Annotated in this window: 24 protein-coding genes and 1 other RNA gene; 12 read left to right on the top strand and 13 right to left on the bottom strand. The window is 62.7% G+C overall.

Features of this window, described 5'->3' with window-relative positions:
- Window positions 1-429, bottom strand: a 429-nt coding sequence (locus ACTHJ1_RS15210; protein ID WP_440193835.1) for an Lrp/AsnC family transcriptional regulator, incomplete at its 3' end; no start/stop codon positions are given.
- 168 nt (window positions 430-597) lie between these two features.
- Between ACTHJ1_RS15210 and hppD the strand changes: the two genes are divergently transcribed.
- Entirely contained in the window at window positions 598-1710 is a 1113-nt protein-coding gene (hppD, locus tag ACTHJ1_RS15205) for a 4-hydroxyphenylpyruvate dioxygenase (protein WP_440193833.1), read from the top strand.
- Window positions 1711-1795: 85 nt separating this feature from the next.
- On the opposite strand, the gene msrA is transcribed toward hppD, so the two are convergent.
- Window positions 1796-2359 (bottom strand): peptide-methionine (S)-S-oxide reductase MsrA, encoded by a 564-nt coding sequence (msrA, locus tag ACTHJ1_RS15200; RefSeq protein WP_440193831.1) that lies wholly within the window; start codon window positions 2357-2359, stop codon window positions 1796-1798.
- A 20-nt stretch (window positions 2360-2379) separates the two neighbouring features.
- A complete protein-coding gene (locus ACTHJ1_RS15195; RefSeq protein ID WP_440193829.1) occupies window positions 2380-2697 on the bottom strand; it encodes a c-type cytochrome in 318 nt (105 codons plus the stop codon).
- A gap of 145 nt (window positions 2698-2842) precedes the next feature.
- Here ACTHJ1_RS15195 and lgt point away from each other — a divergent pair, with 145 nt between their 5' ends.
- On the top strand, window positions 2843-3628 hold the full coding sequence (gene lgt, locus ACTHJ1_RS15190) for a prolipoprotein diacylglyceryl transferase (RefSeq protein ID WP_440193827.1): 786 nt from the start codon (window positions 2843-2845) through the stop codon (window positions 3626-3628).
- Here lgt and ACTHJ1_RS15185 read toward each other — a convergent pair.
- The 4 genes from ACTHJ1_RS15185 to ACTHJ1_RS15170 form a co-directional block, all read right to left on the bottom strand.
- Window positions 3603-4334 (bottom strand): SIMPL domain-containing protein, encoded by a 732-nt coding sequence (locus tag ACTHJ1_RS15185; RefSeq protein WP_440193825.1) that lies wholly within the window; start codon window positions 4332-4334, stop codon window positions 3603-3605. The two genes, lgt and ACTHJ1_RS15185, sit on opposite strands and share 26 nt — an antisense overlap.
- 66 nt (window positions 4335-4400) lie before the next feature.
- Window positions 4401-4584, bottom strand: a non-coding RNA gene (gene ssrS, locus ACTHJ1_RS15180) — 6S RNA.
- A gap of 61 nt (window positions 4585-4645) precedes the next feature.
- Window positions 4646-4957 carry a cell division protein ZapA gene (locus tag ACTHJ1_RS15175; protein WP_440193837.1) on the bottom strand — a complete coding sequence of 104 codons (312 nt, stop codon included), beginning with the start codon at window positions 4955-4957 and terminating at the stop codon, window positions 4646-4648.
- Window positions 4957-5370 carry a hypothetical protein gene (locus ACTHJ1_RS15170; RefSeq protein WP_440193823.1) on the bottom strand — a complete coding sequence of 138 codons (414 nt, stop codon included), beginning with the start codon at window positions 5368-5370 and terminating at the stop codon, window positions 4957-4959. Before ACTHJ1_RS15170 ends, ACTHJ1_RS15175 begins: the two co-directional genes overlap by 1 nt.
- Window positions 5371-5493: 123 nt before the next feature.
- On the opposite strand from ACTHJ1_RS15170, the gene ACTHJ1_RS15165 reads away from it, so the two are divergent.
- Complete coding sequence (locus ACTHJ1_RS15165; protein WP_440193821.1) at window positions 5494-6429, top strand: LysR family transcriptional regulator; 936 nt, start codon at window positions 5494-5496, stop codon at window positions 6427-6429.
- 6 nt (window positions 6430-6435) lie between these two features.
- Here the strand turns inward: ACTHJ1_RS15165 and ACTHJ1_RS15160 are convergent, their stop codons facing one another.
- The 5 genes from ACTHJ1_RS15160 to ACTHJ1_RS15140 all read right to left on the bottom strand — a co-directional run bounded on the left by ACTHJ1_RS15160 (window position 6436) and on the right by ACTHJ1_RS15140 (window position 11367).
- A complete protein-coding gene (locus ACTHJ1_RS15160) occupies window positions 6436-7959 on the bottom strand; it encodes a tripartite tricarboxylate transporter permease (RefSeq protein ID WP_440193819.1) in 1524 nt (507 codons plus the stop codon).
- Window positions 7960-7962: 3 nt separating this feature from the next.
- Window positions 7963-8457 carry a tripartite tricarboxylate transporter TctB family protein gene (locus ACTHJ1_RS15155; RefSeq protein ID WP_440193817.1) on the bottom strand — a complete coding sequence of 165 codons (495 nt, stop codon included), beginning with the start codon at window positions 8455-8457 and terminating at the stop codon, window positions 7963-7965.
- Window positions 8458-8559: 102 nt separating this feature from the next.
- On the bottom strand, window positions 8560-10074 hold the full coding sequence (locus ACTHJ1_RS15150; protein WP_440193815.1) for a sensor histidine kinase: 1515 nt from the start codon (window positions 10072-10074) through the stop codon (window positions 8560-8562).
- Between the two features lie 50 nt (window positions 10075-10124).
- Window positions 10125-10811: a response regulator gene (locus tag ACTHJ1_RS15145; protein WP_440193813.1), complete on the bottom strand. Its 687-nt coding sequence runs from the start codon at window positions 10809-10811 to the stop codon at window positions 10125-10127.
- Complete coding sequence (locus tag ACTHJ1_RS15140; protein ID WP_440193811.1) at window positions 10792-11367, bottom strand: RNA pyrophosphohydrolase; 576 nt, start codon at window positions 11365-11367, stop codon at window positions 10792-10794. The genes ACTHJ1_RS15145 and ACTHJ1_RS15140 overlap by 20 nt, the downstream gene beginning before the upstream one ends.
- A 71-nt stretch (window positions 11368-11438) precedes the next feature.
- Between ACTHJ1_RS15140 and ACTHJ1_RS15135 the strand changes: the two genes are divergently transcribed.
- From ACTHJ1_RS15135 to ybgF, 8 genes are all read left to right on the top strand, one after another.
- Window positions 11439-13169 (top strand): proline--tRNA ligase, encoded by a 1731-nt coding sequence (locus tag ACTHJ1_RS15135; RefSeq protein ID WP_440193809.1) that lies wholly within the window; start codon window positions 11439-11441, stop codon window positions 13167-13169.
- Window positions 13170-13225: 56 nt separating this feature from the next.
- Complete coding sequence (gene ybgC / locus ACTHJ1_RS15130) at window positions 13226-13660, top strand: tol-pal system-associated acyl-CoA thioesterase (protein ID WP_440193807.1); 435 nt, start codon at window positions 13226-13228, stop codon at window positions 13658-13660.
- A 3-nt stretch (window positions 13661-13663) separates the two neighbouring features.
- Window positions 13664-14344: a protein TolQ gene (tolQ, locus tag ACTHJ1_RS15125; RefSeq protein WP_440193805.1), complete on the top strand. Its 681-nt coding sequence runs from the start codon at window positions 13664-13666 to the stop codon at window positions 14342-14344.
- Window positions 14344-14808: an ExbD/TolR family protein gene (locus ACTHJ1_RS15120; protein WP_440193803.1), complete on the top strand. Its 465-nt coding sequence runs from the start codon at window positions 14344-14346 to the stop codon at window positions 14806-14808. The genes tolQ and ACTHJ1_RS15120 overlap by 1 nt, the downstream gene beginning before the upstream one ends.
- Window positions 14809-14824: 16 nt before the next feature.
- Window positions 14825-15850 carry a cell envelope integrity protein TolA gene (gene tolA, locus ACTHJ1_RS15115; protein WP_440193801.1) on the top strand — a complete coding sequence of 342 codons (1026 nt, stop codon included), beginning with the start codon at window positions 14825-14827 and terminating at the stop codon, window positions 15848-15850.
- 17 nt (window positions 15851-15867) lie between these two features.
- Window positions 15868-17178: a Tol-Pal system beta propeller repeat protein TolB gene (gene tolB, locus ACTHJ1_RS15110; protein ID WP_440193799.1), complete on the top strand. Its 1311-nt coding sequence runs from the start codon at window positions 15868-15870 to the stop codon at window positions 17176-17178.
- Window positions 17179-17213: 35 nt separating this feature from the next.
- Window positions 17214-17699 (top strand): peptidoglycan-associated lipoprotein Pal, encoded by a 486-nt coding sequence (gene pal / locus ACTHJ1_RS15105; protein WP_440193797.1) that lies wholly within the window; start codon window positions 17214-17216, stop codon window positions 17697-17699.
- Between the two features lie 100 nt (window positions 17700-17799).
- The gene (gene ybgF, locus ACTHJ1_RS15100; RefSeq protein WP_440193795.1) at window positions 17800-18516 is read left to right on the top strand and encodes a tol-pal system protein YbgF; all 717 of its coding nucleotides are present in this window, start codon (window positions 17800-17802) and stop codon (window positions 18514-18516) included.
- 66 nt (window positions 18517-18582) lie between these two features.
- Here ybgF and ACTHJ1_RS15095 read toward each other — a convergent pair whose 3' ends face one another.
- Complete coding sequence (locus ACTHJ1_RS15095) at window positions 18583-19077, bottom strand: YbaK/EbsC family protein (protein ID WP_440193793.1); 495 nt, start codon at window positions 19075-19077, stop codon at window positions 18583-18585.
- Window positions 19078-19247: 170 nt separating this feature from the next.
- Here ACTHJ1_RS15095 and ACTHJ1_RS15090 point away from each other — a divergent pair, with 170 nt between their 5' ends.
- On the top strand, window positions 19248-20054 hold the full coding sequence (locus ACTHJ1_RS15090) for an alpha/beta fold hydrolase (protein ID WP_440193791.1): 807 nt from the start codon (window positions 19248-19250) through the stop codon (window positions 20052-20054).
- The last annotated feature ends 129 nt before the right edge of the window (window positions 20055-20183 follow it).

Raw genomic sequence — 20183 nt, 5'->3', positions numbered from 1 at the left:
CGAGCGCATGTCGATGACGGCGGGGTGGCGCATGAGCGTATCCATGGCAAAGCGGGAGAAGTGCGCCAGGTCGGCCACCTGGATGCGCAGCAGGTAGTCCATGTCGCCTGTCATGGCATAACACTCCACCACCTCGGGCCAAGCCTGCACGGCCTGAGCGAAGTCGCCCATGGGCGCGTGACTGCCGCCGATGTGCTTATTTAGACGGATAGTGATGTAGGCCAGAAGCCCGAGTCCGACCCGCACGGGGTCGACCAGAGCGACATAGCCCTGTATAAAGCCCTGCTCTTCGAGGCGGCGAACCCGTCGCAGGCAGGGGCTCGGGGAAAGGGAAACGCGATCGGCAAGCTCCTGATTGCTGAGACGGCCGTCGCGCTGCAGTTCGGCCAGAATTTTGCGATCCACCCTGTCGAGGTCTTCAGAAGGCATTTTCTGCTCAAAATTAATTTATACAGGGTGAATTATGCCTAACTAAAGCCTTATATGAGGCATTTTTGCAATCATATGCCTGGCCTTCCCTCCTAGAATATTTCACCTGAGTCGGCCTCTCTTACACCCATGGCCGGCAATGCCAAAACACCATCTGGGAGCTTCGTCATGGAGACGACATTTCAGCCCTGGGACAACCCCATGGGAACCGCCGGTTTCGAATTCATCGAGTACGCGGCACCGGACCCGGTCGCCTTGCGCAAGGTATTCGACCTGCTGGGATTCAAAGCCATCGCCAAGCACCGCCATAAGGATGTGACGCTGCACCGCCAGGGCGGCATCAACTTCCTGATCAACGCCGACCCCGACTCGTTCGCCCAGCGTTTTGCGCGTTTGCATGGCCCGTCCATCTGCGCCATCGCCTTTCGCGTGCAGGACGCCGCCAAGGCCTACAAACGCGCGCTGGAGCTCGGCGCCTGGGGCTACGACTCGCACAGCGGTCCGATGGAATTGAATATTCCCGCCATCAAAGGCATCGGCGATTCGCTGATCTATCTGGTCGACCGCTGGCGCGGCAAACAGGGAACGGGCGGCATCGGCGACATCAGCATCTACGACGTGGACTTCGAACCGCTGGACTCGGCCAACGCCGAGGCGGATCTCAACTACGCGGGCGCCGGGCTGACCATGATCGACCATCTGACGCACAACGTGCACAAGGGGCGTATGGATGAATGGGCCGATTTTTATTCGCGCCTCTTCAACTTCCGCGAGATCCGCTACTTCGACATCGAAGGCAAGGTCACGGGCGTGAAATCCAAGGCCATGACCTCGCCGTGCGGCAACATCCGCATCCCGATCAACGAGGAAGGCACCGAGGAAAAAGGCCAGATCCAGGAATATCTGGATCTCTATCGCGGCGAGGGCATCCAGCATATCGCACTGGGCACCGATGATATTTATGCAACCGTGGAGCGGCTGCGCAAGAACGGCGTGGTCTTCCTGGATACACCGGACACCTATTACGAATTGCTGGAAAAGCGCCTGCCCGGCCACGGCGAAGATACCGCGCGCCTGTCGAAAAACCGGATTCTGCTGGACGGCGCACCCGATGGCGGCCTGCTGCTGCAGATCTTTACCGAAAACCAGATCGGACCGATCTTCTTCGAGATCATCCAGCGCAAGGGCAACGACGGCTTTGGCGAAGGCAACTTCAAGGCGCTGTTCGAATCGATCGAACTCGACCAGATGCGACGCGGCGTAGTTCGAAGCGTGGACTGATCACCCTCGAAGCGAGGACTGGCTCCGCACATGAAAAAGGCCAGCCTGTAAGAGGCTGGCCTTTTTCATGTGCGGAGCGCAGAACTCAAGCGTGCGGCTTGAGGCGATCGGCGAATTTCTTGCGAAACTTGGCGACTTTGGGCGCAATGACCAGCGCACAGTAGCCTTGGTCGGGATGAAGCTCGAAGTAATTGCGGTGGTAGCCTTCGGCCGGCCAGAACGTAGCCGAGGGACCCACTTTGGTGACGATGGGTGCGTCGTAGATATGCAGATCATCGACCTCCGCAATGACAGCTAGCGCCTGCTCGCGCTGAGACTCGTTCTGCCAGAAGATATGCGATTCGTATTGTGGGCCGACGTCTTCGCCCTGGCGGCCCGGCGTCGTGGGGTCGTGCGTGGCGAAGAATACACGCAGCAGATCGGCGTAAGACAGCTCTTTGGGATCGAACTCGACGCGGGCCACCTCGACGTGGCCGGTGGTCTTGGTGCAGACCTGCTCGTAAGACGGATTGTCTACGTGGCCGCCGGCGTAACCGGGCAGCACGCTGGCGACACCGCGCAGCCTATCGAACACGGCCTCGACGCACCAGAAGCAGCCTCCGCCGAGAATGGCAACCTCATGACCCGCAGTGACAGGCAATTCAGACATCGTTCTAGCCTCGTTAAGTTTCAATGCTGCGACGACAGCGACAGCACCCATTTGACCAGTTCCTGAGCCTGGGTCTCGCTGAGTTGAGACTGAGCCGGCATGGGAACAGCGCCCCAATCGCCCCGGCTGCCATGAAGAACTTTGTTGACCAGATAAGCCATGGCTTGGGGCTGGCCGGCGTAGCGTTCGGCAACGCTGCGCAAAGGCGGGCCGACGCGCCGCGTGTCGATCTGGTGGCAGGCAAGACACGCCTTGCTGGTGGCCGGCGCCCCCTGAAACTGCGCCCAGGCCGCAACGGGCAACAGGCTCAAGATCAAACACATCAACTTGCGGGTCATCACGCGAATTCTGAATTTCATCTTACTTACCGATATCCGCTGTCCATGTCGGACGCAGTCAATCATGGTAACCGAATCGCGCGAACGACCCCGCGGACGGGATCACGCAAGGTTATGATCGTGCAACTTTTGCGACGCGACTGCCATGCTTCATTATCCGCACTTCAACCCCATTGCCTTGCAGATAGGGCCGCTGGCCATACACTGGTACGGCCTGATGTACCTGCTGGGCTTCGCGATGGCCTACCTACTGGGCCGCCGGCGCATCGTCACCGGCCACACGACCTTCCTGACGGTACGCGACCTGGAAGATCTGATTTTTTATTCGGTACTGGGGGTCGTGCTGGGCGGCCGGCTGGGCTATGTGCTGTTCTACCAGCCGGGCTACTACCTGGCCCACCCCACGGAAATCTTTCATGTATGGGACGGCGGCATGTCGTTCCATGGCGGCTTGCTGGGCGTGATTCTGGTGATGCTGTGGCTGGCGCGCAAAAAACAGGTGACGCTTTTCACGCTGAGCGATTTCGTCGCCCCGCTGATTCCCTTGGGACTGGCTGCAGGTAGGCTGGGCAACTTCATCAACGGCGAACTGTGGGGCAGGCCGACCACATTGCCCTGGGGCATGATTTTCCCGAATGCCGGCGACATACCGCGCCATCCGTCGCAGCTTTATGAACTGGGACTCGAAGGACTGACGCTCTTTGCGATCATGTGGATCTTTTCGTCCAAGCCGCGTCCCGTGGGTCAGATCAGCGGCCTCTTCCTGATCGGCTACGGAACCTTCCGCTTTCTGGTGGAATTCACGCGAGAACCGGATTCGTTTCTGGGACTGTTGGCGCTGGGCCTGAGCATGGGACAGTGGCTGTCCCTGCCTATGATCGCAATCGGCGCGATAATTTTTGTAGTCAGCGCAAAACGATCGTCCCGTTGACCGAAACGCTGACCGTTACGTTGCCGCCTTCGAGCGGCGCATTGACCTCGTCCGCCTTGGCGGCCATGCGCATCATGGGCATGGGCCGCGGCACGGGCGGCATGGCGCCGGCTCCGTTCAGGTCAAGTTGCTCGATGCGATAGCCTGCGAACCCGAAAGCCTTGGCAGCTTCGAGCGCTCGGGCCCGAAAGGCCTGTGCAACCTGACTTAGCAGCTTGTGTTCTTGTGCGCGGCGCGCCTCGTTCGACAGAACGAAGACAATGCCGGATATGGCCACCCTATCGTTCATGCGAGTGGCCAGGTCCGACGCCGCCGCGAAATCTTTGGACTCGAGCACGATCTCACCGCGGCCATGCCAGCCGTTGATCTTGCCCGCCTGATCGCGGCTGGGCCAGATGCCGTAATTACCGGTATGCGAGGTAATGCCTGCAGCGCCCTGCGCCTCTTTGGCCGCTGCGGCCAGTGTAGCCGCCAGCGTCTTGCTGGCCGTAGCCTGGTCGGCGGCTTCGGTTTCAGCCGCTAAAGTAATGCGCACGGTATCTAGCGGAACCTCGGCCGAAGCCGTGGCCTGCAAGGTCATGCGCGCGCCTGTCGCCTGGGCGACTGAAGACTCGTGCGCAACCGCCGCCTGAGATCCAAGGACTAGCAAGCACAGCACGGCCTGTGCCGCACATCGCGTCATGATGCGCAAGGCAGGAAATTGCATGGGGAATGCTCCGGGAGGCTTGTCTGGAGTAGCCGGCAGGCCCGCACAATCTGGGCCTGCCGGAATAGATGCCCCGCATGTGCCGTCTAGGCCGGCATCTCGAACCCTAAGGTTCAAGTTGGCCGCTTCGGAAGGGCATCGGGTTCGTTTACGAGAAACGATCACGCCAGCCCCAACACTCTGCAGCCTGTATGCCAAAAAGCATAGGTTCAGAGAATGTATGGCCAGGTCACGAGCACAGCAGGGACAAACCGAAAAATGATGACGCGTAGGCAGTGAGAAAGCCGCCGCGGAAAACGCATGCAGCTACGCTACAGCAGTTTTTCCTGCCCTGAAAGGGCATCGTCCAGCATTGAATTCATGTCGTCTATTCTACGCTTGAAGTCGCCGACCGCCAACCCGCCCAGTGGTCCGTCGGGCGCTTTCAGGCCAAGCAGCTCGCCGGCGACCTGCAAGGCCGCCATGACGGCAATGCGTTCGTTGCTGGAGATTTTTCCAGTGCCTTGAATGCGCCCCATGAGCTGATCGACATGACGAACGGCAGCCAGCAGCTTGGGCTTCTCTTCGGTATCGCAGGCCAGGGAATATTCGCGGCCCAATATGGTGACGTCGACGCGCTCCATCAAGTTTGGTCTCCAACGGAAGCGCCGGGCAGACGGGACAATACCGCATCGATGCGCTCGCGCGCGGAGAGCGCAGCGGTGCGCAGCCGGTTGAGTTCGGAATCGCGAGCCTGCAGGTTGGCCTGCAACTCGGCTTCGCGGCGCTTGAGCTGCTCCTGCAGAGCCTGCCGCTCGGCCGATTCGTGTGCCAGCTGTTCGCGCAGGGCCTCGGTGGACTGCCCGTGTTCGGTCATCGACGCGCGCAAGGCCTGCAACGCTTCTTCATGTTCGGCGCAGCGCTGTTGCAAGCCGCGCTGTTGGCGTTCGCCGTCGTTCAGGCGCGCGCGCAACGCATCGCGTTCGGCATGCAATTGGCGGGTGCGTTGCACTAAAAGCCCGATACGGGCGGCTAACTGGTCGAGATCCTGCAGCATGGGCGCTATCGTAAACCATCCTACCTATGACAGGTTGTTTTAGATGGTCAATTATCTGCACAAACCCAGTTAAGATGAACCGGGAAACACAAGAATAGAACGGTTCCTGGCCAAAGGCATGTCATGCAAGACCTGAACGACCTGTATTACTTCGCTCAAGTCGTGGAGCAAGGCGGATTCAGCGCTGCGTCGCGCACGCTGGACATTCCCAAGTCACGGCTGTCGCGCCGCATTTCGCAGCTGGAGGAGAAACTGGGGGTGCGGCTGCTGCAGCGCACGACGAGGCGGCTGCGGCTGACGACGGCCGGCGAACGCTATTTACGTTATTGCCAGGAGATGACGGCATCGGCACGGGCGGCCGAGGACGCAATGCGGCAACTGCAATCCGAACCATCGGGACCGGTGGTGATTAGTTGCCCGGTATCGCTGTCGCAGCAGATCCTGGCGCCTCTGTTGCCCGAGTTCCTGGATACCTGGCCTGCGGTTTCGGTGCAGGTGCTGGTGAGCAATCGCCGGGTCGATCTGATACGCGAGGGCGTAGACCTGGCACTGCGGGTACGCACGCGTCTGGATACCGATGCCGAACTGGTGGTGCGGCGCTTCGGCACGGCCATGAGCACACTGGTCGCCAGCCCTGCCTACCTGCAGCGCCACGGCACGCCGGAGACGCCTCAGGACCTGGAGAACCACATCACGCTCAGCTTCAATGAGCCGCAGCCCGAAGCGCACTGGGTTTTGCGCAATTTGCAAGGCGAGGAAGTGGAGATGACGCTGCAGCCGCAATTGTGCTGCAACGACTTCATCATGCTGACGCACGCAGCCGTTCGCGGCCGCGGCGTGGTGCTGCTGCCGTATGACGCAGTGCGTGAAGAATTGCGGCGCGGCGAACTGGTGAGAGTGCTGCCGGAATGGCGCTCGCCGGAAGGAATACTGCATTGCATCTACCCTTCGAGACGGGGCATGATGCCGGCGGTGCGGGCGCTGCTGGACTTCCTTTCGGAACGCCTGCCGCCCGCCTACCGCCATCTGGACATGCCGCCCGAAGAACGAGCGGCATGACCGGGCCTAGACCGCCGAGGCAGCGGTCTTGCGCTCGCGCAGCACCTTGCGCACGAAGGCGCCGATCTGCAACAGCAAGAGCAATGCGCAGGCGCCGATGAACCAGGCGCTGATGGGACGCTCGACGAAGATGCCCAGATCGCCACGCGAGAGCAGCAAGGCGCGACGGAAGTTTTCTTCGACCATGGGCCCCAGCACGAAACCCAGCAGGATCGGGGCGACTGAAAACTCCAGCACCATGAAGATGGCGCCGATGATGCCGAAAGCGAGCACTTCCCAGGTCTGGAAAAGGTTGTTCTGCGTGCTGAACACGCCGACGGCGATGAAGAACAAAGCCGACGGGAACAGATAGCGGTAGGGGACCTGCAGCATCTTCACCCACACGCCGATCAGCGGCACGTTCAAGATCACCAGCAACACGTTGCCTACCCAGAAGCTGGCGATCAGCCCCCAGAAGATGTCCGGATGCTCGGTGATCAGCTGCGGGCCGGGCTGGATGCCCTGAATCAACAGGGCGCCCAGGATCAGCGCCATCACCGCGTCGCCGGGAATGCCCAGGCTCATCGTGGGGATGAAGTCGACCTGCGTCTTGGAGTGCGACGAGGCCTCGGGCGATGCCACGCCGGCGATCATGCCAGTGCCGAATTTCTCGGGCGTCTTGGAGATCTTGCGCTCGAGCGCGTAGGCAATGAAAGTGGTAATGGTGGGGCCGGTGCCGGGCATGGCGCCGAAAATGGTGCCAATCGCGGTGCCACGCACCATGGGCATGAAGGCCTCTTTCATCTCGGGCCAGGTGGGCCACATGTCGCGCATGCGCAGCTTGGTGTTACCGCTGTTGATGGACGACATGCGGTTGGCGCTCATCAGGAAGTCGGCCACGCCGAACAGACCCATGGCCACCGCCACCAGCTCCAGGCCGTCGGACATGTCGACCAGGCCGAAGGAGAAGCGGATCTGTCCGGTATTGACGTCGGTGCCGGCCACACCGCACAGCAGACCGAACAGCGTCATGGCCACACCCTTGAGCGGGGAACCGCGCGACATGGTGGCACCGGCCAGCAGGCCCAGCAGCATGATGGAAAAGATCTCGGCAGGGCCAAATTTGAAGGCGATCTCTACCAGCAGCGGCGAGCAGAAGATCATGACGATGATGCCGACCGATGCCGCGAAGAACGAGCAGATCATCGTGATGCCCAGCGCCGTGCCTCCCCGGCCCTGGCGGGTCATGGGGTAGCCGTCGAGGCACGTCACGGCGTGCGGCGGGTGCGAAGGAAGGTTCAGCAGGATCGCGCCGATGGCACCGCCGTACATGGACCCGTAGAAGATGCCGGCCAGCATAAGCAGGGCGGGCGTATGGTGCATGACGTAGGTGAGCGGCAGCAGGATGGAAATAGCCGACAGCGCGCCCATGCCGGGCAACACGCCGATCAGGTTGCCGACCAGCACGCCGAAGACCGTCCACATCAGATTGTGGGGTTCGAGCGCGACGCCGAACCCGAACATCAGGTCGTGCAAGGATTTTTCAATCATGGTTCAGCCTCCCCACTGAAACAGGGGAAGCTGCAGCTGCAGCGCCCACTCGAATATGACCGCCGCCACCACGCACATCAGGACGGACAGAACGAAGACTTGCTTGAAATTGTTGGTACGGTCGCCAAAACCCGAAATGAAGGTGATGGCAAACGTGGCCGGGATAAGGCCGCCATAGTGGCCGAACACGATGAAGGCCACGATGCTCAGGATGATGCAGATGGCCGCGCGAGCATCGGGAAGGCTGGTGGGGTGCCCGTGGTGACCGCTCTCGTCGTCGTCCGCCACGACAGCGGCCTTGTCGTCGCCGCGCGCCGCCAAAGCGATGAGCAGGCCCGTAATGACCATCAACACACCCACGGCCGCGGGGAAATAGCCTGGGCCCATCTGCGACAGGCTGCCGATGTGATACCCCGTGGCGGCGTAGATCGTGGATAGGCCTATCGCCGCGATCAGAGCCCCTCCAAAGTAGTCTTTCTTGAACTTCGCTTGCTGCATAACGTCTCCTCGCGACAACTCGCGGGTGGTGGTTTTGTGCTCTATCCGATCCAGGCCGGCCTACTGTCCGGATTGGCATGACAGGGTACGAACTAAAGCTTCCTATTTTCTTTCAAACCAGTGAATTTTTTCTGAAAATAAGGAAAATCCCTTAGCGATACTGTCGTTTTTCTGACAATTTTCTGTCTTGCTTTCGGCACTGATTTCTGGCGACCGCGGCAGCCACAGTACCGCGCAAAGCCCCTGACCGCCCGTTGCATTGACCTCGCCGTCGCGCAGATCGATCCCGCCCCGGTTGCATCGGGCATAAGCCCGCGCGATCGACAGGCCCAGCCCGGAACCCTCTGCGGCGCCCAGGCGCCCCGCCCGCTCGAAGCGTTCAAATGCGCGTTCGCGCAGCGACTCGGGGATACCTGGCCCGCTATCGATGACGGCGACTTCGTAACGGTCGAGCTTCTCTGCCAGCGCTACCGTGATGCGAGCGCCCGCCGGAGAATAATGAATGGCGTTGTGAATGAGGTTGGCGAGAATTTCGCGCAGCTCGACCTCGCCGGCGACAACCGGCGCCTCGGCCCCTGCAGCTCGGGCATCGACCCAACCCAGATCCTGATCTTTTTCATGGGCCAAGGGAAGGTACTGCATGACCGCCTCGCGACAGACTCGGGCCAGATCGACGACTTCCCGGTACACGGCCTCGGCCTGACTGGCATGCGCCAAAGAAAGCAGTTGCTCGGTCAGGCGCCGGCTGCGGCCCAGTTGTTCGACGATGGCCTGCAAAGCCTCGCGTGCTCGTGCCGGATCGGCCTCGCGCAGGGCGTATTGCGCCTGGGTGGAGAGGATGGCCAGGGGCGTACGCAGTTGATGCGAGGCATCAGCCAGAAATTGCGCCCGCTCCTCGAGCATCTGCCGGTGCCGATCCAGGTGCAGGTTGATCGCCTGAACCAGCGGAGCCACTTCGCTGGGTACGCCGCGATCGTCGAGCGGCGTCAGATCGTCGGGACTGCGAACCGTGACCTCGCGACTCAATCGCCGCAAGGGGCGTAACACCCAGTCCACGCCCACCCAGAGCAGCACGCTTTCCAGCAGCAGCATGAGCAGATCGCGCCAGGCCTCCTGGCCGCGGGCGCGCAACTCGATGCCCGAGCGCCAGATTGCGTTTTCGGTCACCACCACCAAAGCCTCGCGGCTGACCTGTCCGCGCTGAACGACTCGCAGCACGGCTACGGCATGCACCGGCACGCCGCGATAGACCGCATCGAAGAACACCTCCCCGTCCTGCCCGGCCGGCCAGGACGGTGGATGCGGAAGATCGGCCGTCCCGGCAAGGGTGCGTTCCCGCGTGGACAAGGCTCCCACGCTGATCGGCTCGATCTCTTCAATGCGGAAATGCCGATGCAGCCGGGCCTGCGTACGCTCGAGCAACCGGGCATGGAGCGAAGACTCGACTTGCAGCTTGCCGCTCTCGTCGAGCAGAAGGCCGCCGCTCAGCATGCGGGCCGACGCGAGCAGCGAGGTGTCGTAGGCGGTATTGGTCGTGTCGGAGAGGGTGCGGTAATCGTTGACGCTGTCCAGCGCGATCAGCGCCACGATGACGGGCAGCAGCAAAAGCAGCAGCATCGACCGGATGCCGAGCCGCGGCCCGCCTCGCCGACGGCCGACTCTGGCCATCAGGCTTCGGCGGGCGTGCGCGCCAGGCTCTCGAGCATATAGCCCAGCCCGCGTACCGTGACGACGTGCACGTCGCTGCCGGCCAGTTTCTTGCGCAGGCGATGCAGCACCACCTCGATGGCGTCGAGATTGGCGTCGCTATCGTGCGTAAACACCTTACCGAAAAGCTGAGCCTTGTCGACAGGGTAGCCGCTGCGCGCAAGCAAGGCCGCCAGCGTCGCGTGCTCGCGCGGGGTGAGAAAAAGCAGCGAACCGTCGAGCATGAAGACACGGTTCTCGCTGTCGTAAGACAGCGAACCGCATTGCAGGCGGGGATACTGGCGGCCGCGGCTGCGACGCACCAGGGCCGTGATGCGGGCTTCGAGCTCTTCGAGAGCGAAGGGCTTGGTGAGGAAATCGTCCGCGCCCATATGGAGGCCGCGCACGCGATCTTGCAGCCCGCCTTGGGCGGTGAGCACCAGAACGGGCGTGCGATCGTCGCGGCCGCGCATCTCGCGCAGCATCGTCAGGCCATGCTTGTCGGGCAGGCGCAGATCGAGCACGACGGCGTCGTACTCATTGCTCGCCATGAGACTCTCGGCAGTGCGGGCGTCAGGCGCGAGGTCGGGCAGAAAACCGCCCTGGGACAGCGCGCGGCCAAGCCAGGCGGCCATGTCCTGTTCGTCTTCAACCAGCAATATGCGCATGGTCGTCCGCGGAAGTGGAGTCGATGGCCTCTACCGGGCGGGCGCCATGGACGCGCTGCCGCAGATAGCGGGTTTCGTGGTGACGGCGAAACAGGATGGCCGACAGCTCGTTCAGCGCCCGGGTATAGACGTCGCGCTTGAACTCGATGACGGCATCGAGCGGTACCCAATACTGGCTCCAGCGCCAGGCGTCGAACTCGGGATGCGACGAGGCGCGCAGGCAGACGTCGCAATCGCGGCCGACCAGGCGCAGCAGGAACCAGATCTGCTTCTGGCCTCGGTAATGCCCGCGCCATTCGCGCCGGACGAAATGATCAGGAACTTCATAGCGCAGCCAATCGCGCGTGCGCCCCAGGATGCGGACATGCTCCGGCTTGAGGCCGACTTCCTCGTGGAGCTCGCGATACATGGCCTGCACCGGGCTTTCGCCGTGCTTGATACCACCCTGCGGAAACTGCCAGGCATGTTCCCGTATGCGCTTGCCCCAGAAAACCTCGTTTTTGCCGTTGACGAGAATGATTCCGACATTGGGGCGGTAGCCTTCGCGGTCGAGCATGGGCCACCCCCAACTGAATTCAATACAATTGCAGTCGATTTTATACGTATATCAACCCCGCTCACCTCCCTATGCGCGCCTCCCGATACCATCTGAATACCCTAAAAGAAGCCCCCGCCGAAGCGGAGGTCGCCAGCCATCAGCTGATGACCCGGGCGGGGATGATCCGCAAGCTCGCGGGCGGGGTTTACACCTACATGCCCCTGGGTCTACGCGTCATCCGCAAGATCGAGAACATCGTGCGCGAAGAAATGAACGCCGCCGGCGCCATCGAGCTGCTGATGCCCATGGTGCAGCCGGCCGAGCTCTGGCAGGAATCTGGCCGCTGGGTGGAGTACGGCCCAGAATTGCTGCGCTTCAAGGACCGCCACGAGCGCGATTTCGTGCTGCAGCCCACGTCGGAAGAAGTCATCACCGACATTGCCCGCAACGAGATCCACAGCTATCGCCAGCTGCCGCTGAACTTCTATCACATACAGACCAAGTTCCGGGACGAGCGCCGTCCCCGCTTCGGCCTGATGCGCGGCCGCGAGTTCACGATGAAGGACGCGTATTCCTTCGACCGCGACGAGGCGGGCGCGCAGCGCAGCTACGACATCATGTATCAGGCCTATATGCGCATCTTCCAGCGCCTGGGCCTGCAATTTCGCGCCGTCGCGGCCGACACCGGGTCGATCGGCGGCACGCGCAGCCATGAATTCCAGGTGATCGCCGACACCGGCGAAGATCTGTTGGTCTACAACCCCGATTCCGACTACGCAGCCAACATCGAGCTGGCCGAGGCAGTCAGCCTGCTGCCCGAGCGCGCGGCCCCCATAGAGCCGCTGATGGCCGTGCCCACGCCCGGCGCAGCCAAGTGCGAGGCCGTGGCCGAGCTTCTGGATCTGCCCCTGGCGCGCACCGTCAAGTCCATCGTGCTGGCCACCGATCGCGAAGACGGCACGGTTCAGGTCTGGCTCGCGCTCCTGCGCGGCGACCATGAACTGAACGAAATCAAAGCCGGCAAAATCGAGGGCCTGACGGGCTTTCGCTTCGCCACCGAGGCCGAGATCGTCGAACACTTCGGTTGCAAGCCGGGCTATCTCGGTCCCATCAAGACGGTCAGGCCCGTGCGCGTGATCGCCGACCGGACCGTGGCCAACATGGCCGACTTCATCTGCGGCGCCAACCAGGCCGATATGCACTACCGCGGCGTCAACTGGGGCCGCGACCTGCCCGAGCCCGAACTGGTTGCCGACCTGCGCAACGTGGTCGAAGGCGACCCGTCGCCCGACGGCCGCGGCCGCCTGGCTATCCAGCGCGGCATCGAAGTGGGTCACGTTTTCTATCTGGGCACCAAGTACTCCACCGCCCTGAAGGCCACCTTTCTGGACGAGACCGGCAAGCCCGCCATCCTGGAAATGGGCTGCTACGGTATCGGTGTCACCCGGATCGCCGGCGCCGCCATCGAACAAGGCCATGACGACCGCGGCATTCTCTGGCCGCGCGCCATCGCGCCCTTCGAGGTCGTGATCTGCACGGTGGGCTGGGGCAAAAGTGAAACCGTACGCAACACGGCCACCGAACTCTACGAAGCGCTGCTCGCCCGCGGCGTGGACGTCATCCTGGACGACCGCGACGCCCGCCCCGGCGTCATGTTCGCCGAGTGGGAGCTGATCGGCGTACCGCTGCGGGTCACCGTCGGCGAACGCGGACTGAAAGACGGTCTGATCGAGCTTCAGGCCCGCTCGGAGAGCGAGGCGAGCAAGATCCCGGCCGGAAACGCCCTGGAACAGACTCTCGCCAGGCTCGAAACGTTGTAACGCGATAAGAGGTAATATTCGGGCCGGACTGCCTGCCTGGAGTCCCGTCCAGCTTTATGCCCACCGTGACTGATCTCACGCCCCCCAAAGAATTCTTGTTCGACATCCGTGTCTACTATGAGGACACGGATGCCGGCGGCGTCGTTTTTTACGCCAACTACCTGAAGTTCTTCGAGCGTGCCCGCACGGAGTGGCTGCGGGCGCTGGGTTTCGGCCAGTCCGAAATGGCAGACCGGCTCCAGCGGATCTTCGTGGTCGCCGGTCTGGACATGGACTACCGCAAGCCGGCCCGCCTGGACGACAAGCTGACCATACGCAGCCGGGTCACCCGGATGGGCCGGGCCTCGGTACATTTTGCGCAGCGCGCGGAGCGCCAAGGTGAACTTATCGCCGAGGGCAACATCCAAGTCTGCTGCGTCGACACTATCCATATGCGCCCCGCGGAACTTCCTCCCAGCGTACGCGCCTCACTGCAATCGACCCAGGAATAATCCATGCAAGCCTCCAACGACATGTCGTTGCTCTCACTGGTCAGCCATGCCAGCTTTCCCGTGCAGCTCATCATGCTGCTGCTTCTGGCCATCTCGGTCATCTCCTGGACCTACATTTTCGCCAAGCGCATGGCCGTCAAGCGCGCAAACTCGCAGACGCTGCGCTTCGAGGACGATTTCTGGTCGGGCGGCGATCTGGCCGTGCTGCAGCAGGCCGTGTCGACTCGCCGCGATGAACAGGGCGCCCTGGCCCGCATCTTCGATGCCGGCATGACCGAGTTCCTGAAGTCGCGCCGCAATGCGCCGGCCGGCGACGTCAACGCCGCGCTCGACGGTCCGCGCCGCGCCATGCGCGCCTCCTACCAGCGCGAAATGGACGCGCTGGAATCGCACCTGAACTTCCTGGCCTCGGCCGGTTCGGTGAGTCCCTACATCGGCCTGCTGGGCACCGTGTGGGGCATCATGCACGCCTTCATCGGTCTGTCCAGCATGCAGCAGGCCACGCTGGCCTCGGTGGCGCCCGGCATTGCCGAAGCCCTGGTCACGACCGCCATCGGCCTGTTCGCCGCCATCCCCGCCGTGGTGGCCTATAACCGCTATACCAACGACATAGACCGGTTGTCGATCCGCTTCGACAGCTTCATCGACGAGTTCCTGAACATTCTGCAACGGCAGGTGCGCTAATGCCTTCCGCACGCTCTGGAGGCCGGCGCGGCCGGCGCATGAAATCCGAGATCAACGTCGTGCCGTATATCGACGTGATGCTGGTGCTGCTGATCATCTTCATGGTCACCGCACCGCTGATCACGCCGGGACAGATCGAACTGCCCTCCGTGGGACAGGCATCCGACGTGCCGGTCAAGCCGCTGGAGGTGCAGATCAAGTCCAATGGCGACATCTCCTTGCGTCTGCGCGAACCCGGCGCCTCGTACATTCCTATCGCCCGCCCCGAACTCGTGGACCAGGTGCGCTCGCGGATCACGGTCGATACTCCCGTGGTCATCGCCGCCGACGGCAAAGTGCCCTATGAGTCCGTGGTGAAGGTCATGGACGAACTGCGCAGCAACGGCATCAACAAGCTGGGCCTGCTGGTCGACCAGAGCAGCAGCAGCGGCAAGGCCGCCGCGGCCACGCCGACGAAACGCTGACGCGGGACCGAGCCGAATGAAACGCTCCCCCCTTTCCAAGCGCGAGACGGCGCATGACGCCGAGACCCGGGACAGCCGCAAGTCGCTGGTCCTGGCCGTCCTGGTGCACGTGCTGCTGCTGCTCGTCCTGATCGTGGGATTGCATTGGCGCTCTGAAGCGCCTCCGGGACCCGTGCAGGTGCAGCTGTGGGCCAAGGGCGACAATCCCGACGCCACGCCGCCGAAACCTCAGCCGCAACCGCAACCGCAGCCTCAACCCAAGCCGCAGCCCCAACCCCAGCCGCCGCAGCCGGTTACGCCGCCGCCCCCACCTGCCCCGCCCAAGCCACAGGTCGATCCCGACATTGCGCTGGAGCAGGCCAAGAAGAAGCAGCAGGAAGAGCAGGCCAAGCAGGAAGCCGCCGCCGCGGCCGCCAAGAAGGCGGCTGCGGACAAGGCAGCCGCCGAGCAGAAAGCCAAGGACGAAGCCGCAAAGAAGGCAGCCGCGGAAAAGGCCGCTGCCGAGCAGAAGGCCAAGGACGACGCGGCCAAGGCCGCAGCGGAAAAAGCCGCTGCTGACAAGGCTGCTGCCGACAAGGCAGCCGCGGAAAAGGCCGCTGAAGAGAAGGCCAAGGAAGAAGCCGCGAAGAAGGCTGCTGCCGCGGCGGCAGCAGCCAAGAAGGCCGCCGCGGACAAGGCGCTCAAGGATTCATTCAAGAATGCGATTCTGGGTAATGCGGGCATTGCCAGCGGCACGGCAGACCATAACCAGGCTGGCGGTGGCGGCGGCACCGACGGCGGCTACGGCGCAAAGGTGCGCGCCTGCGTTCAGCCAGGCGTAACTTATGCTTCGCCGCCGCAGAGCGGCTCCAACCCCAGGGCACAATTCCGGGTACAGTTGGCCCGTAACGGCAAGGTTACCCAAGCCACCCTGACCCAGTCTTCCGGCATTCCCGCTTTCGACACTGCGGTACAGCGGGGCATTCTTGCCTGCGACCCATTCCCCAAGCCCTCGATCGGCCCTTACCCGTCGTCGATCGATATCGGCTATGACATGTACTGATTGAAGGAGATAGACGCATGACCTACGTCTTCCGAGCCCCCCTGTTCAGGACGCTACGCACGCTGGGCCTCGCGCTTTTGCTGCCCGCGGCCCTGCTGGCCGCGCAACCTGCGCGCGCGCAGTTGCAAGTCAATATTTCGGGCGTCGGCGCAACTCAATACCCGATCGCCATCGCCGACTTCGCTGCCACCGATACCACCGGCCAGGCCATCGCCGACGTGATCCGCGCAGACCTGACCCGCTCGGGCCAATTTCGCCTGATCAATGCCGCGGGCGCCAACCTCAACGTCGACAGCCCTATCTCGTACGACGATTGGCATGGCCGCGGCGCCGATTACCTGGCCTACGGCAGCGTCAAGCAAGCGGCCGACGGCAGCTATCAGGTCAGCTACCGCCTGGGCGACGACGTTCAGAAGACGCAGCTCGACGGCGTGGCTTTCAACGGCACGGCGCAGCAGCTGCGCCGCGTGTCGCACCAGATCGCCGACCGCATCTACCAAAAGATCACGGGCGTACGCGGCGTGTTTTCCACCCGCATCGCCTATGTGCTCAAGCAGGGCAGCACCTACGAACTGCAGGTCGCCGACGCCGACGGGCAGAACCCGCAAGTGGCGCTGCGCTCGCGCCAGCCTATCATCTCGCCCGCCTGGTCGCCCGACGGCGCGCGCCTTGCCTATGTAAGCTTCCACACCGGCAAGCCCGTGGTCTATGTGCAGACCCTGGCCACCAGCGCTCAGATCCCCGTAGCCAATTACAAGGGCAACAATAGCGCCCCGGCCTGGACGCCGGACGGCTCCCACCTGGCCGTGGCCCTGACGCGCGACGGTCTCTCGCAGATCTATCTGGTCTCGTCCAGCGGCGGCTCCAGCCTGCGCCGCCTGACACGCTCTCCCGGTATCGATACCGAGCCCTACTTCATGCCGGACGGCAAGTCGTTCATCTTCACCAGCGACCGCAGCGGCGGTCCGCAGACCTATCAGATGAGCCTGGACGGCGGCGACGCACGCCGTTTGACGTTCACCGGCAATTACAATATCTCACCTCGAATTTCCCCCGATGGATCGACGCTCCTGTACGTTGCAAGACGCGATGGCTCGTTCCGGATCGCCACCTTGAACCTGGCCTCCGGCAACGAGACCTTGTTGACTGACGGCCCCGACGATCAATCGCCGAGCTTTGCTCCAAACGGCATGCAAGTGCTTTATGCTACGAAGCAAGGCGGGCGTAGTGTGCTGGCAGTCGTTTCGACCGATGGCCGCGTGCATCAGACGCTGTCAGTCCTGAACGGGGAAATCCAGGAACCGACGTGGGGCCCCTTCACCCAATAACACGTGTGAACTTCTCTTTTACTAAAGGAATCATCATGAAGTCGCGCATTGCCAAGAGCCTTTCCATCGCTGCATTGACCGCCGCCCTGGCGGCCTGTAGCTCAGTCCCCCTCGACAAGAACGCCGGCGCCAACAACGGCAGCTCTTCTGGCGATCCCATGGACCCGTTCAACCCGAGCAGCGTGCTGTATCAGCAACGCTCGGTCTACTTCGGCTTCGATCAATACAACGTCGGCGACCAGTACCAAAACCTGGTTTCGGAACACGCCCACTATCTGGCTGCTCATCCTCAACAGCACGTCAAGATCGAAGGCAACACCGACGAACGCGGCGGCGCCGAGTACAACCTGGCCCTGGGCCAGCGTCGTGCCGAAGCCGTTGCCAAGCAGATGGAACTGCAAGGCGTGAACAGCAGCCAAATCGAAACGATCAGCTTCGGCAAGGAAAAGCCCAAGGCTCTGGGCCATACCGAAGCCGACTGGGCGCAAAACCGCCGCGCCGACATCAACTATCTGCGCTAAGCACAGCGCATGCCGGCCTGACTTTGTCGGGTCGGCGCTCCTGCTTGCGCAGACCCACGTCGGGACCCCGTCCCGACGTTTGTTTTTGTGGAAATAACCCATGCGAAACCGTGCACTCACCCCGCGCCGAGTGGCGCTGATTGCCAGTCTCACCTGCGCAGTCGTTGCGGCACCGGCAGCCCACGCATTCGCCGACGACGAGGCCCGCAACGCCATTCTTCAATTGCGCCAGCAGCTCGACCAGAGCCAGCAGCAGCAAGTGCAGTTGTATAACCAGATTCAATCGCTGCAAGACCGCGTCGACAAGCTGACCGGCGAAGTGCAGGAACTGCAGCACTCGCAGCAGCGACAGCAACAACAGCAGCAGCAACAGCCCGGCGCCAATAACGGCCAACAAGGCGATACGTCCGGTCAGTCCGGTCAGCCAGGACCGCTTGCCGACCAACAAGAAGTCAACACCTACAACAACGCCATCGATCTGTTCCGCAAGGGGCAATACAAGAAAGCCGCCGACTCGCTATCCGCTTTCGTCGCCCTGTACCCCAATAGCCAAATGGCGCCGGCCGCCCGCTTCTTTCAAGGCAGCAGCCGCTACGCACTGAAGGACTACAAGGGCGCGATCTCGACGCTCGAGGGCGTGGTGCACGACTACCCCAACGATCCGCATGCGGCCGACGCCATGCTTGTCATTGCCGGCTGCCAGATCGAATTGAACAATCGCAACGCCGCCAAGGCGACCATGCAAAAGCTGATCAGCCAGTATCCCAATACTCAGGCTGCCACCTCGGCCAAGAGCCGCCTGAAGCTGCTGCAATAAGCCACGCTTGCTCGCTGCAGAAAAAAGGCCGCACAACTGCGGCCTTTTTTATGCAGCGAGCGGTGATCACGTCCGCAGCGCGACGTATGCGACGGGTGCGCCCGTCATGGCCTCGAGCTGCTTGGGCGTGAGATTGAACACAGCATGCGGATGGCCCGCCGCTGCCCACAGGCTATCGTAATTGAAGAGATCTTCGTCGAGCAGCATCACGGGTTTGACGGTATGGCCGATGGGGCAGACGCCGCCTATTGCATAGCCCGTGGCCTCGCGCACGAACCGCGCATCGGCCTTGCCCAGCTCACCCACGCGTGCGGCCACCTTGGCTTCGTCGACGCGATTGCTGCCGCTGGCCACCACCAGCACCGGCGCGTTGTCCGATACGCGGCGAAAAATAATGGACTTGGCGATCTGCGCGACCTCGCAGCCCAGGCCTGCTGCGGCTTCCGCGGAGGTGCGCCCAGTCTCGGCCAGCAGCACCACAGGCTTGTCGTGGCCCAAAGACTGTAGCAACGACGCAACACGTTGAGCGGATTCAGGCAAATTATTTTGGTCGATGGACATAGCGATGAGCAAAGAATTGCAAGGTTTGGCTGACAGAATTCTGTCTAAATAATGCCTGCTGGACCAGACGGAACCAGCCCGTGGCCGGACGAGTGTAGCAAGCCCGGCCCGCAGGGAAAGCGGCCAGGGGTGGCGCTAGAATCGTGGCCTTGTTCAAGCCCGGTTCCATCATGCGTTTTGCCCCTGACCTGCCCACCCAGAGCGTCGAGTTCGACGGATACGCCACGACCTATGCAGAGGCCGGCGTGGGCGAGCCGATGGTCCTGGTGCACGGGTCGCTCTGCGATTGGCGTTACTGGAAGCCGCAACTGATCGGGTTGGGAAAACACTACCGGGTGCTGGCGCCGTCGTTGCGGCGCTACTGGCCGGAACGCTGGGACGGCATGGGTTCAGGTTTCTCGGTCGCGGAACACGCCGAGCAGCTACTGAATTTCGTGACGCGCGTCGTGGGCGGGCCGGTTCATCTGGTGGGCCATTCGCGCGGCGGGCGCGTGGCGCTGGAAGCCGCGCTGCGCGATCCGGGCCTGGTGCGCAGCCTGACGCTGGCCGACCCCGGCCAGCCTCTGCCCGGCAACCACGACCCGCGCGGCGATTTTCGACAGCAGGCGCGCGACATGATTCGCGACGGCAAGGCCGAGGAGGGTCTGGCGCTTTTCATCGACGCCGTCACCGGCCCCGACACCTGGCGCCGCATGGTGCCTTGGTTCAAGGAGATGGTGCGCGACAACGCCGCCACGCTGATCGGCCAAGCCGCGGAGACGATCCCCATGCCTGACGAGCTCGCTTTGCGGGCGCTGCTGCCCCCCGTGCTGCTGGTGGGCGGCGCGCTGAGTCCCGCGCCCTTCCCTGGCGTATTGGATTGGCTGGAGAGCGTGTTGCCCGATCCCAAGCGGATGACGATCGCTTATGCGTCGCATGGGATGAGTCTGTCCAATGCCAAGGCATTCAACGCGGCGGTCGAGGCGTTTTTGCAGTAACCGCCAGCCGCCTATGCAGTCCTGCGTTCGACGGGTATGCCCTGCGAGCGCCTAAGTTCCGGGGCAGGCCCGAAGGGACTTCGGCCGCCTAATGCGGCGGCCGAACCCGGCACTTCGAAGCGGACAGGG

The organism is Bordetella sp. (genome assembly GCF_051960075.1).
GTDB lineage: Bacteria > Pseudomonadota > Gammaproteobacteria > Burkholderiales > Burkholderiaceae_B > Bordetella.
This window is presented reverse-complemented; position numbering and strand designations above follow the sequence as displayed.